The 13325-nt window shown below is 66.3% G+C and carries 11 protein-coding genes; 4 read left to right on the forward strand and 7 right to left on the reverse strand.

The annotated features are described in order from the left end of the window. Positions 1-78: 78 nt before the first annotated feature. The 5 genes from MHM97_RS20295 to MHM97_RS20315 form a co-directional block, all read right to left on the reverse strand. Positions 79-1536, reverse strand: coding sequence for an aldehyde dehydrogenase family protein (locus tag MHM97_RS20295; RefSeq protein ID WP_239324974.1), 1458 nt, complete (start codon positions 1534-1536; stop codon positions 79-81). Then, the gene (locus tag MHM97_RS20300) at positions 1529-2002 is read right to left on the reverse strand and encodes a GNAT family N-acetyltransferase (protein ID WP_239324976.1); all 474 of its coding nucleotides are present in this window, start codon (positions 2000-2002) and stop codon (positions 1529-1531) included. The genes MHM97_RS20295 and MHM97_RS20300 overlap by 8 nt, the downstream gene beginning before the upstream one ends. Then, entirely contained in the window at positions 1999-3609 is a 1611-nt protein-coding gene (locus MHM97_RS20305) for an ABC transporter ATP-binding protein (protein WP_239324978.1), read from the reverse strand. Before MHM97_RS20305 ends, MHM97_RS20300 begins: the two co-directional genes overlap by 4 nt. Next, entirely contained in the window at positions 3606-4421 is an 816-nt protein-coding gene (locus tag MHM97_RS20310) for an ABC transporter permease (RefSeq protein ID WP_009176077.1), read from the reverse strand. The genes MHM97_RS20305 and MHM97_RS20310 overlap by 4 nt, the downstream gene beginning before the upstream one ends. 124 nt (positions 4422-4545) lie before the next feature. Continuing rightward, a complete protein-coding gene (locus tag MHM97_RS20315; protein ID WP_239324980.1) occupies positions 4546-5493 on the reverse strand; it encodes an ABC transporter permease in 948 nt (315 codons plus the stop codon). A 109-nt stretch (positions 5494-5602) separates the two neighbouring features. Between MHM97_RS20315 and MHM97_RS20320 the strand changes: the two genes are divergently transcribed. Further along, positions 5603-6745 carry an acetoin utilization protein AcuC gene (locus MHM97_RS20320; RefSeq protein ID WP_239324982.1) on the forward strand — a complete coding sequence of 381 codons (1143 nt, stop codon included), beginning with the start codon at positions 5603-5605 and terminating at the stop codon, positions 6743-6745. 173 nt (positions 6746-6918) lie between these two features. Here MHM97_RS20320 and MHM97_RS20325 read toward each other — a convergent pair whose 3' ends face one another. Further along, complete coding sequence (locus MHM97_RS20325; protein WP_239324984.1) at positions 6919-8397, reverse strand: ABC transporter substrate-binding protein; 1479 nt, start codon at positions 8395-8397, stop codon at positions 6919-6921. Positions 8398-8622: 225 nt separating this feature from the next. On the opposite strand from MHM97_RS20325, the gene panB reads away from it, so the two are divergent. From panB to glpK, 3 genes are all read left to right on the forward strand, one after another. Next, positions 8623-9453, forward strand: coding sequence for a 3-methyl-2-oxobutanoate hydroxymethyltransferase (gene panB / locus MHM97_RS20330; protein ID WP_239324986.1), 831 nt, complete (start codon positions 8623-8625; stop codon positions 9451-9453). A 15-nt stretch (positions 9454-9468) separates the two neighbouring features. After that, positions 9469-10311 (forward strand): pantoate--beta-alanine ligase, encoded by an 843-nt coding sequence (gene panC, locus MHM97_RS20335; protein WP_239324988.1) that lies wholly within the window; start codon positions 9469-9471, stop codon positions 10309-10311. 117 nt (positions 10312-10428) lie between these two features. After that, entirely contained in the window at positions 10429-11913 is a 1485-nt protein-coding gene (gene glpK, locus MHM97_RS20340; RefSeq protein WP_239324990.1) for a glycerol kinase GlpK, read from the forward strand. Between the two features lie 121 nt (positions 11914-12034). Here glpK and MHM97_RS20345 read toward each other — a convergent pair whose 3' ends face one another. After that, positions 12035-13291 (reverse strand): flavin-dependent oxidoreductase, encoded by a 1257-nt coding sequence (locus MHM97_RS20345; RefSeq protein ID WP_239324992.1) that lies wholly within the window; start codon positions 13289-13291, stop codon positions 12035-12037. Between the last annotated feature and the right edge of the window lie 34 nt (positions 13292-13325).

The following is a 13325-nucleotide window of genomic DNA, read 5'->3' on the forward strand; positions in this document are numbered from 1 at the left end:
GACAGCGGAGGGAGGGGGCGCTGCCCCCTCGGGCCATTGGGCCCTCACCCCCGGGATATTTCGGAGAAGATGAAATGCTCAGCCGTGATGCGCGGCCACGGTTTTCAATTGTGAAAACCCATAGAGCGCCTCAAAGCCCTTCTCTCGGCCATGGCCGGACTTGCCGATGCCGCCAAAGGGCAGCTCCACGCCGCCGCCGGCGCCATAGGTGTTGAGGAAGACCTGTCCTGCCTTGAGCCGTTTGGCCAGCCGGAGTTGCCGGGCGCCGTCGCGGGTCCAGAGCGCGGCCACAAGGCCGTAGTCGGTGCTGTTGGCGATCCTGACCGCCTCGGCCTCGGTCTCAAACGGGATCAGCACCTGCACCGGGCCGAAGATCTCCTGTTGTGCCAGCGGATGATCCGGGGGCACATCGGCAAACAGGGTGGGGCGCACATAGGCGCCAGTTGCGGGCGCGGTGGCGCTGATCCGGCCCTGACCGGCGATTTCGAGATCCGCGCCTTTGGCCAGGAAACCTTCGACGATCTCTTTCTGGCGGGTTGAGATCAGCGGGCCGAGGCGCAGGTCCTCTGCCGCCGGGCCGACGGTGAGATCGGCATAGGCCGCAGCCATCCGCGCCTTGACCGCCTCGTAGACCGGGCGTTCGACCAGGATCCGCGAGGCGGCAGAGCAGGTCTGACCACCGTTCTGGATGCCGGCGTTGACGAGGAACGGCAGGGCCGCGTCGAGGTCGGCATCGGCAAAGACGATCTGCGGGGATTTGCCGCCCAGCTCGAGCGTCACCGGCACCACGTTTTTTGCCGCCGCAGCCTGCACCATTGCGCCGGTGGCGACCGAGCCGGTGAAGGAGATATGATGCACGCCCGCATGGCCCGACAGCGCCGCCCCGGCCTCCGCCCCCAGGCCCGGTACCACGTTCAGCGCGCCTGCGGGCAGGCCGGCCTCCGCTGCCAGATGGGCAAAGGCCAGCGCCGTCAGGCAGGCCTCTTCGGCGGGTTTCAGCACGCAGGAATTGCCCATCGCCAGCGCCGCGCCAACCGACCGTCCGATGATCTGCATCGGATAGTTCCAGGGCACGATATGGCCCGTCACACCAAAGGGTTCGCGCAGGGTGTAGACGGTGTAGCCGTTCATATAGGGGATGCTCTCGCCCATGACCTTGTCCGCCGCACCGCCATAAAACTCGCAGTAACGCGCCAGCGCCACTGCATCGGCGCGCGCCTGGGTCAGGGGTTTGCCCACATCCATCACCTCCAGCGCTGCCAGCCTGTCGGTATTGTCGGCGATGACCTGTCCGAGGCGGGTCAGGATGCGGCCGCGTTCGGTGGCGCTCATCTCGCCCCAAGCGCCCTCCTGCGCGGCTTGGGCGGCGTGGACTGCGGCGTCGATGTCGGCGTCGGTGCCTCGTGCGATCTGGCAGATTTCGCTGCCATCGGAGGGGTTTACCAGCGGCAAGGTGGCGCCACCCAGGGGCGCCTGCCATGTGCCGCCAATCAGGCAAAGCGCCGGGTCGAACCACAAGGGGGAGGTGTCAGCCATGCGGGGGTCCTTCGATCTCAAAGGTGAAGCTCTTGACCTGGTGGTCGGTGAAGGGCGCGCCTTCGCGCAGGGCGCGGACGTTTGGCAGCAGGCTCAGCCGGGTGCCCCAGAACGCCGCCGCCGCCGGCGAATGCCGCGAGATGCCCATGCGCCAGAAGCCGGGAAACTCGTTGAGGATCAGCGCGGCGGCCTCCATCCCAAGCCCCTTGCGGCGGTGTTGCGGCAGGACCATGAATTCCGAAAACTCCCGCCGGTCATCGGGCAGGTTCAGCACGATGGCAAAGCCGACGCGCGTGGCGGCGTCATGGATCCAGAAGGCCGTCACATCCTTGCGGTTGAGCAACTGACCCGCCCGTTCCGTCGGGTCGATGCGCGCCAAGGGAGCGACCTCGGCAAAATAGGGCGCCAGCAGGCTGGCAAGCCGTCCCCGCTCGCGCGGCAGGATCAGCGAGAGCGTAACGCTCATGCCGGGGCCTCGAGCGGTTCGGTCGGCGTGATATCCGGCAGCACGGGGGCGGCGGCCAGCAGCGTCTGGGTGTAGGCGTGTTTGGGCGCGGTAAAGACCTCTTCCACCGGGCCTTGCTCGACGATCTCCCCCTTTTGCATCACCAGCACCCGATCACAGACCTCGCGCACCACGCTCAGATCGTGGCTGATAAAGAGGTAGGTCAGCCCATAGGCGTCGCAGAGATCGGCAATCAGGTCGAGGATGCGGGCGCGGACGGAGACATCGAGCGCCGAGACCGCCTCGTCAAAGATGATGAGTTCGGGCCGGGTAATCAGTGCCCGCGCAATGGCGATGCGCTGGCGTTGCCCGCCTGAAAACTGATGCGGATACTTCTGCGCGTCCGCCGCCGACAGGCCGACGTCCTCAAGCACCTGACCCACCAGATCCTGCCGGGCGCGGCCCGTTGGCGCATCCGGCGACAGGTGAAACGGTTCGGTGACCAGTCGCTCCACCCGGTGGCGGGGATTAAAGCTGCCATAGGGGTCCTGAAACACCACCTGCATCGCTTGCCGCTGGGCGGGACTGCGCTGTTGCAACAGTGGCTGACCATTCAGCAGCAGTTCTCCGCCTTGCAGATCTTCGAGGCCCAAAATGGCCCGGGTCAGGGTGGATTTGCCGCAGCCCGACTCGCCCACCAGCCCCAGTCGCTCGCCCGTGTGGAGCGTGAAACTGACGTTATTCACCGCGCGGAACCGCCCCGGTTTGCCAAGCCAGCCTTTGCGTGGGGTGGTGTAGTCGCGCACGGCGTTGCGGACCTCCAGCAGGGGGGCAGGAGCCTCGGGTGCGACGGGCAGGGCGACCTTATGGGCGGAGGCTTCAAACAGCATCCGTGTGTAGGGGTGGCGCTGATGGGTCAGCACGCTCAGGGTGGGGCCGCGCTCCACCACCTCGCCCTTGCGCATCACCACGATCCGGTCGGCAAGGTCCGCGACCACCGCGAGGTCATGGGTGATGATCATCAGCCCCATGCCGTATTCGCGCACCAGATCGCGCAGCAGATCCAAAATCTGTGCCTGCGTGGTCACATCAAGCGCGGTGGTCGGCTCATCCGCGATCAAGAGTTTGGGTCTGAGTGCAATCGCCATGGCGATCACCACCCGCTGGCGCTGGCCACCCGACAGCTCATGCGGGTAGCGGTCCATCGGAAACCGTTCGGGAGGCAGGCCAACACGGGTCAGCACGCGCGCGGCCTCGGCTTGCGCATCTGCCGCGCTGGTGTCGGTATGCAGCAGGATCGTCTCCATCACCTGCGCGCCGATGGTCATCACCGGGTTGAGCGCTGTCATCGGTTCCTGAAACACCATGCCGATGTCGCGCCCACGACGCTGGCACATCTCAACCTCAGAAAGGGCGCAGAGGTCTTCATCCTCCAGATAGATTGCGCCTTGGATCTTGGCGGCCTGCGGCAGCAGACGCATCACTGAAAACGCAGTCATGGACTTGCCCGACCCGCTCTCGCCGGTCACCGCAAGGATCTCGCCAGCGGCAATCGACAGGGTCACATCCCGCAGGATCGGCAGCGCCCCGATCGAGACCGAGAGGTTGGACACATCCAAAAGGCTCATGCGCGCCCCTCCATCAGGCGGGGATCAAAGCGGTCGCGCAAGCCATCACCAAGCAGGTTCAGCCCCACCACGGTGACGATGATGGCACAGCCCGGCACAATCGCCAGATGCGGTGCAAGGCTCACAAGGGTCTGGGCCTCGGCCAGCATACGGCCCCAGCTGGGGGTCGGGGGCTGGGCGCCAAGACCCACGTAGGACAGCCCCGCCTCGGCCAGAATGCCAAGTGAGAACTGGATGGTTCCCTGCACGATCAGGAGATTGGCGATGTTGGGCAGGATATGCTCTGCCGAGATCCGTGCGCGCGACTTGCCCGCGACCCGCGCGGCCAGAATGAACTCTCGCGCCCAAAGGCTGAGGCTGCCACCCCGCGCCACGCGCGCAAAGACGGGGATGTTGAAAATGCCGATGGCGATGATGGCATTGATCGCGCTGGGGCCAAAGACGGCGGTGATCAGAATCGCGATCACCAGCGAGGGGAAGGCAAAGACCAGATCATTGCCGCGCATGATGACCTCATCCAGCCAGGAGCCGCGCGTTGCCGCTGCCGCCAGTCCAAGCGGCACACCCAGACCGATGCCGATGCCGACGGCCAGCAGGGCCACCGCCAGCGAGGTGCGCGCGCCGACCATCACCATCGACAGGATATCGCGGCCAAAATGATCGGTGCCCAACAGATGCGTGCCATTTGGCGTCTGGAGCTTGTCGGGGATGTTCATCACCGCATGATCAAACGGCGTCCACACAAAGGAGACGATGGCCAAAAGCAGCATGATCCCAGAGAGGAGACCGCCAAGAAACAGGCTTCGGTTCATGACGCCCTCGCGTGCAGGATATGAGGACAGCGCTCGACCCTGGGTGGGTGCGAAGCGCCCTCCCGTGGGGAGGGTCGGGCGCTGTCCGGCAGGGCCGGACACTTAACTTCAGAGTTGATGCCCGTCATGCCGCCCTCCGAAGCCGGGGATCGACCACCGCATAGGCCATATCGACAAGGAAATTCACAAGGATCACCGCAAAGACCAACAGCATCACGACGCTTTCCACCACGATCAGATCGCGCGCCGAGATCGCCTGAAACACCAGCCGCCCAAGGCCCGGCAGGTAGAACACCTGTTCAATGATGATCGCCCCCGCCAGCAGAAATGAGAATTGAAGGCCGATAATGGTCAGCACCGGAATAAGCGCATTGCGCAGCCCGTGTCGGCGGATGGCCTGTTTCTGGCTCAGCCCCTTGGCACGGGCCGAGCGCATGAAATCCTCGCCCAGAACCTCCAGAAGCGCCGAACGCATCACCCGGGCCAAAATCGCCGCCTGCGGCAGCGCGAGCGCCACGGCAGGCAGGGTGAGCGCATGAAGCCCCGCCCAAAGCCCCTTGTCCCAGCCGACAAACCCTCCGGCCGAAAACCAGCGCAGATTGATGGCAAAAACCAGCACCAACAGCATCGCAAACCAGAAGTTCGGCACCGCTACGCCCAGCTGTGTTGCGCCCATCACGGCCATGTCGCCCGCCTTGCCACGCCGCGAGGCCGCGTAGATCCCCGCCGGAAGCGCAATCAATGTGGAGAGCGTCAGCGCATAGATCGCCAGCGGCAATGAGACCCAGAGCCGCTCTCCCACCATCTTGGCCACCGGGGTGCGGTAGGTATAAGAGGTGCCGAAATCCCCCGTCAGCATGCCGCCGACCCAGTCCAGATAGCGGCTGACCTTGCCTTGATCGAGGCCCAGCTCCTCGCGCAGGGCGGCGACGGTTTCCTCTTGTGCGCCGGTGCCCAGCATAAATGATGCAGGATCGCCCGGAGCGACTTCGATCACGGCAAAGATCACCATCGAGGCGACGGCGAGGCTCAGCACGAGCGAGAGGAGGCGTCTGACGAGATAGTGCAGCATTGGCGGCAGGTTAGGCGGCGGCAGCCCAGCCGTCCAGTGGCAGCATGAGAAAACCGCCCTGCGCCCCGTCCCCCTTGTGCGGCGCGTCAGATCCGCTAGCTCTTGAGCCATGCTGACCCGCCCCCTGTTTATCGGACACGAGATCTATCGCGGCTCCTCCTACGGGCGCTGGCACCCGCTGCGGGTGCCGCGTGTGTCGACCACCATGGACCTGTCCCGGGCGCTGGGCTGGTTGCCGCCCGCCGCCTTCGTGACCTCGCCCCGGGCCAAACCCGCCGCGCTGCACGCCTGGCACACGTCGGCCTATGTGGCGGCATTGCAGGCAGCCGAGGACGCGCAGGCGGTCAGTGCCGAGATCCGGGCGCGCCACCATATCGGCACCGTGTCCAACCCGGTCTACCCGGAGATCTTTCGCCGCCCGGCCACCGCGGCGGGCGGGTCGATCCTCGCGGGGGAGCTCCTGGCCCGGGGCGGCGTTGTCTACAACCCGGCGGGCGGCACCCACCACGGCATGCCGGACCGGGCCAACGGCTTTTGCTACCTCAACGATCCGGTGCTGGCGATGCTGTCGCTGCGCCACCATGGGGCGCGGCGCATCGCCTATGTGGACATCGATGCGCATCACTGCGACGGGGTTGCGGCGGCCTTTCACGGGGACGAGGATGTGCTGATGATCTCGGTGCACGAGGAAAACCTCTGGCCCAGGACCGGCCTCCTGCAGGATGATGCGGGCGGTTCAGCCCTGAACCTGCCGGTGCCCCGTGGTCTCAACGACAGCGAAATGGCCCATATCCGCGAGGCGCTGCTCCTGCCGGCAGTAGCGGGTTTTGCGCCCGATGCGGTGGTGCTGCAATGCGGGGCGGATGCGGTGACGGAGGACCCGCTGGCCCATCTCGACCTGTCCAACAGCGCCCATTGGGCCATTGTTGCGGCGCTGAAACCGCTGGCCCCGCGCTATCTCGTGCTGGGCGGCGGCGGGTATAACCCGTGGTCGGTGGGGCGGCTCTGGACCGGGGTCTGGGGCACGCTCAACGGGCAGGACATTCCCGACCGGGTGCCAGCAGAGGCCGAGGAGCTGTTGCGCCGGCTGGAATTCAAGGGCCACAGGCTGGGCCGCAATCCACCCGAGCACTGGTTCACCACACTCCGCGATGCGCCGCGCGACGGCCCCCTGCGGCCCTCGATCGTGGATCGGGTCGCGGTCCTGCGTGACCGGTGGCAGCAGGCGGGAGAGCGGTGGCAGCGCACCTGATCCAGGCAGCCACCTGCCGTGATCTGTGGTGACCTGTTTTGAGCTGCCGTCACGCGCTGCGCGCGCCGGGCCGCAGGCCCGGCGCTGGGCCCAACGGATGGGGATGCATTTTCAATGCAGCCACAGCGGGCGGGAGCCTCCCCCGCCCCGAAGGGACTCCCACCCGCTGCGTGTCACTCGGCCCAGCTCAGCGCGCCGATCTCGATGGCCGCGGTCGGCGCATTTGCCCAGACCCCCCGCAGGCCCGCCTTGGCGATGCCCAGCTTGGCCAGCTGGAACAGGTAACCGTTGACGTGATCCTCGGCGATGATCCGTTGCGCCTGTTGCAGGATCTCGCGGCGCGCCTCCGGGTCGGTGGTGGCATTCAGGCGCGTCATCATCCCTTGCAGATCCGGGTTGTCATACTGGAAGTAATAATCGGGCCGGGCATAGATGCCGATGTCCATCGGCTCGGTGTGGCTGACAATGCTGAGCCCGTAGGTCTTGCCCTTGAACACCGTTTCCAGCCACTGCGCCCATTCGACGTTGATGATCTCCGCCGTGATGCCGACCGCGGCCAGCTGAGCGGCCACGATCTCGCCTCCGCGCCGGGCATAGGCGGGGGGCGGCAGGTGCAGCGTGGTCTCGAACCCGTCCGGCAGCCCCGCCTCCGCCAGCAGGGCGCGGGCGGCCTCCGGATCGTAGGCGGACTGGTCTGTCAGATCCACATAGGCCGGGTTGTGCGGTGCAAAATGGGTGCCAATGGGGGTGCCATAGCCAAACATCGCCCCGTCGATGAGGGCCGACCGGTCGATGGCATGCGCGATCGCCGCGCGCACCTTCGGGTTGTCAAATGGCGGCTGGGCATTGTTGGTCGACAGGATGGTCTCGCCCTCGGTGGAGCCGACGATCACCTGAAACCGCGGATCGGCCTCGAATTGCACCACATTCTCCGGCGCCGGAAAATTGTCAAAGGCATCGATGTCCTCGGCCATCATCGCGGCAAAGGCGGCGGTCGGGTCCGAGATGAACTTGATCGTCGCGCCGGTCAGCGCCGGCATCTCGCCCCAGTAATTGGGGTTGCGCACCAGGTCCACGCGGTCGCCCTGCACCCATTCGTTGAACCGATAGGGACCGGTCCCGACGGGGGCGGTTTTCAGGGTCTCGACGGTTTCGGGCGCGACGATCACCGCATCGCCCCAGGCCAGGTTGAACAACAGGCTGCCATTGGGCGCCGACAGGGTGACCACAACGGTCTGCGGATCGGTGGCGGTGACCTCGGCAATATCGGCAAACAGCGCCTTTTGCGCATTGGTGCTGTCCGCGCCCCGCGCCCGGTCGAGCGAGAATTTCACATCCGCGGCGTCCATCACGCTGCCGTCATGAAAGGTCACCCCCTCCCGCAGCGTGAAGGTATAGGTCAGCCCGTCGTCGGAGATCATCCAGTCCTTGGCCAGCAGCGGCACCACCTCGCCATCCGGGGTGAAGCGCGTCAGCCCCTCGAAGATATTGAGGTAGACCACGGAATCGATGGCTTGGGCCGCGCCCGCGGTCGGGTCCAGATGCGGCGGTTCCAGCTGGGTGGCATAGGTGACCGTTTCCTTGGCCACCGCCGCACCGGCCCAAAGCGCCAGCGCGGAGACAGCCGCCACGATCGGCGTCTTGAATGTCATCGTCCAATATCCTCCTCTGTCGGCGGCCTCTGCGCCACCGGGGTCATGCCGCCCGTGTGCACCGGGCATTGCCCACAGGCTTGCCGGTTTTCCCCGCGTAATCAAGCTTTGCTGCATCGCCGCATCACTGGTAAGCCGCAGCGGCAAGTGATAGACACGTGCAACTTTGCCCGCTTTGGCCCGTGCGACCCGCATCCGTGGCCCGTCCAGCCGAGGAGCCGAGACATGAGCGCCACCGCCCGAAAGACCGCCCTCAATGCCGAGGATATCCGCGCGCTGAAGGGGCAGCGCCCCATTGTCAGCCTCACGGCCTATACCACGCCGATGGCGCGGCTGATGGATGCCCATTGCGACTTTGTACTGGTCGGCGACAGTGTCGGCATGGTGCTGCACGGTCTGCCCTCCACCCTCGGCGTGACGATGGACATGATGGTGATGCATGGCGCCGCCGTCGCCCGCGGATTGAGCCGCGCGATGATGGTGATCGACATGCCGTTCGGCGCCTACGAGGAAGGCCCGGCGCAGGCGTTTCGCAACGCCGCCCGCCTGATGGCCGAAACCGGCGCCGCCGCCGTCAAGCTGGAAGGCGGGGTGGAGATGGCCGAGACCATCCGTTTCCTGGTCAAGCGCGGCATCCCGGTGATGGCGCATATCGGCCTCACGCCGCAGTCGATCAACACGCTCGGCGGCTACAAGGTGCAGGGCCGCGACGAGGCCGCCAAACCGCTGATCGCCGATGCCCGCGCGGTCGCCGATGCCGGCGCCTTTGCCGTCGTGCTGGAGAAAGTCCCCGCCAGCCTCGCCGACCAGGTGACCGAGATCGTTGCGATCCCCACTATCGGGATCGGCGCCTCTGCGGGCTGCGACGGGCAGGTGCTGGTGGTGGATGACATGCTCGGCTTCTTTACCGCCTTCAAACCGAAGTTCGTGAAACGCTACGCCGAACTTGGCCCCGCCGCCGAAGAGGCCATCGCCGACTATGCCGCCGAGGTCCGCGCCCGCCGCTTTCCGGCCCCGGAACACACCTTCGCCGACCTGGCGCCCAAGACAGACTGAAGGACCACGCCCGACATGACGACCCCGATCCTGCGCCGTCTGGATGACCTGCGCGCGCTGCGCCGCGCCTGGATGCTGAAGGGTGAAACCCTCGGCCTCGTGCCCACCATGGGGGCCCTGCATGCGGGCCACCTGTCGCTGGTAAAGGCCGCCAAGGCCGCCTGCGACCATGTGGTGGTGACGATCTTCGTGAACCCCAGACAGTTCAACAGCCCCGAGGATCTGGCCAGCTACCCGCGCACCGAACATGAGGACGCGGAAAAGCTCGCGCCCTTTGGTGTCGATGCGATCTATGTGCCCGACCCGGACCAGATCTACCCCGAAGGCTACGCCACCACCGTCAGCCTCGACGGCGTGACCGAGGTGATGGAAGGCCCCAATCGTCCCGGCCATTTCGAGGGCGTCGCCACCGTCGTCGCCAAGCTGTTCCTGCAATCGTGCGCCGATCAGGCCTTTTTTGGCGAAAAGGACTATCAGCAGCTGATGGTGGTCCGGCGCATGGCCCGCGATCTGGACATTCCCATCGAAGTCATCGGCTGCCCGACCGTGCGCGAGGCCTCCGGGCTGGCGCTGTCGTCGCGCAATATGCGCCTGTCGCCACAGGCGGTGGAACGTGCCGGCCAGTTGAACCCGATGATGGAAGCCGCCGCCGCCCGCCTGCGCGCCGGTGACGCCTACGCCCCGCTGGAGGCCGGGATGCGGACCCGGCTCCAGGAGCTTGGCTTTGACGAGGTGGAGTATATCGACCTGCGCTGCGCCGAAACCCTCGCGTCCCTGGACCGGCTGGACCGCCCCGCCCGCATGTTCGTGGCGGCCTGGCTCGATGGGGTGCGGCTGATCGACAATATCGCGGTCTGACACCGTCTGAGGCAGGCCGATCTCCGCGCCGTTTCTACTAATTTATTAGTAAGGGCTGGTCGCGCTAACGGATTTATGTCTAATCTCCGCCTCAAGACAGATTTGGAGGGGGAGCTCATGACATTCATTCTTGCGATCGACCAGGGGACAACATCGACCCGCGCAATCCTGTTCGATGCCGATATGCAGGTGGCCGCCGTGGCGCAGGAGGAATTCCCGCAGCATTATCCGCAGGCGGGCTGGGTGGAACACGACCCGGAGGATCTTTGGTCCACGACGCTTTCCACCTGCCGCAAGGTGCTCTCTGACAAGGGCATTTCCGCCTCCGACATTGCCGGCATCGGCATCACCAACCAGCGCGAGACCACCGTGGTCTGGGACAAGACCACCGGCAAGGCCATCCACAATGCCATCGTCTGGCAGGACCGGCGCACCGCCGAGATCTGCGAAGGCTTCCGCGATGACGGCCACGAGGACATGGTGCGCGATACCACCGGCCTGCTGCTGGATCCGTATTTCTCCGGCACCAAGGTCAAATGGATTCTCGACACCGTCGAGGGGGCCCGCGCCCGGGCCGAGGCGGGCGAGCTGCTGTTTGGCACCGTCGACAGTTTCCTGATCTGGCGTCTGACCGGCGGGGCGTCGCATGTCACCGATGCCACCAATGCCGCCCGCACCCTGATGTATGACATCAAGGCGGGCCAGTGGAGTGAGGAGATCTGCGCCCTGCTCGGGGTGCCGCAGGCGATGCTGCCGCAGGTCCGGGACTGCGCGGCAGATTTCGGCACCACCGCGGAGGATCATCTTGGCGGCGCGATTCCGATCCTCGGCGTGGCGGGGGACCAGCAGGCCGCCACGGTGGGGCAGACCTGCTTCCAGCCGGGGATGATGAAATCGACATACGGCACCGGCTGCTTTGCGCTGCTGAACACCGGGGCGACGCCGGTGCTGTCAAAGAACCGCATGCTGACCACCATCGCCTATCAGCTCGATGGCAAACCGACCTATGCGCTTGAAGGGTCGATCTTTATCGCCGGTGCGGCGGTGCAATGGCTGCGCGACGGGCTTGGCATCATCGGCAAGGCCAGCGAATCGGGAGTGCTGGCCGACAAGGCCGATCCCACCCAGGACGTGATCCTGGTGCCCGCCTTCACCGGCCTCGGCGCCCCCTACTGGGAACCCGACTGCCGCGGCGGCATGTTCGGCCTGACCCGCAGTTCCGGTCCTGCCGAATTTGCCCGTGCCGCCTTGCAAAGCGTGGCCTACCAGACCCGCGACCTCTGGGAAGCGATGCGGGCCGACTGGGAGGGCGACGCCAATGTCACCCTGCGCGTCGATGGCGGCATGAGCGCCAGCGACTGGGCAATGCAGAGCCTGTCGGACATCCTCGGCGCCGCCGTGGACCGGCCGGTGATGCAGGAAACCACCGCGCTGGGCGCCGCCTGGCTTGCGGGGATGAAGGCGGGGGTCTACCCGGATCAGGACGGCTTTGCCGCGACCTGGGCGCTGGACCGGGAGTTCAAGCCGATGCTGGACGCCGGCCGCCGGGAAGAGGCCTACGCCCGCTGGAAACGGGCCGTGCAGGCGGTGATCGGGGTCTGATCGCGCGCCATTGGCAGAGGGCGCCGCGGCTCTGGCGCGGGCCCTTCGGCTTCATCTTTTTAGAAATACCTCGGGGGAGGCCCAAAGGGCCGGGGGCAGCGCCCCGACGCCCCCGCCAGCGTCATGCCAGGCGATGCCCTTCGGCAATCCGGCGCGGTTGTGCGTTCAGGGCCTCGATCGAAAAGCCGGAGATCGCCTTGTATTTCGCCGCATGCGCGGCCAGCTCCGCCTGCGGGATGACCTCGTCGATCACCTCAAAGGCGCCGCCGCAGCGGTCCTCCACCTGTTGCAGCACCGCGTCCGGCCCCTGGCCCGAGCGATTCGCCTGCCCGATCTTGGTGGCTGCCGGGCGCATCTCGGCCTCATAGGCGGCCAGGGCATCTGCCGTCACCCCATGGGCAAGCATCTGCGCGCCAATGGTGCGGGCATCCAGAATGGCCTGGCTCGCGCCGTTGGACCCGATGGGATAGGTCGGATGCGCGGCATCGCCCATCCAGGTCCGATGGCCAAAGGTCCAGCGCGGCAGCGGATCGCGATCCACCATCGGGTATTCATAGACCACCTCCGCGCCCCGGATCAGCGCCGGCACGTCGATCCAGTCAAACTGCCACGCGGCGAAGTCATGGACAAACCGGTCAATGTCCACGGCCCGGTTCCAGTCTTCGCGCTGGAACGCCTGATCGGGGTCAAAGCGTTTCTCGGCGATCCAGTTCAGCGTGGCGATGCCGTCGGCATCGGCGGCGGAGATCGGGTAGGAGACAAACCGCAGGGCGTCATGGCCGATCATCACCATCGCGCCGGGCCCCCGGAACAGCGGCGCACGTGTGGTGGCGCGCCACAGGATGCGCCCGTCCCAGATCGGGGCGCCTTCCTCGGGGTACTGGCAGGCCCGAAGCGCAGAGTGGATGCCGTCGGCTGCCACCACCATGGCGCCGCTGATGCTGCGCCCGTCTGCCAGCTGCAAGGACGCGCCCGCATCGGTCTCCGCCCAGCCCACGGCCCGCGCTCCGGTCTCGATCGCGTCAGGCCCGGCGCGCTCCAGCAGGGTGCGGTACAAGAGCATCTGCAACTCTCCGCGATGCACCGAGAACTGCGGCCAGGCATAGCCCGCCTCCAGCCCGCGCGGTTCCTCCCAGATCGTCTTGCCCAGTTTGGAAAAGAACCCGAGACTGCGGGTGCGCACGCCGATTGCGTCCAGCTGTGCCTCCAGCCCGAGGTCGAACAGCTCGCGCACCGCGTTGGGTTGCAGGTTGATGCCGACGCCCATGGGTTTCAGCGCCCGGGTGGCCTCGAAGACCTTGAACGGCACGCCAATCTGGTGAAGCGTCAGCCCCAGGGCCAGACCGGCAATCCCGCCGCCCGCAATCAAAACTGTCATCGTGATATGTCCTCCCGCGCCGCATAAGACCATG

Source organism: Epibacterium sp. Ofav1-8 (genome assembly GCF_022348185.1).
GTDB lineage: Bacteria > Pseudomonadota > Alphaproteobacteria > Rhodobacterales > Rhodobacteraceae > Epibacterium.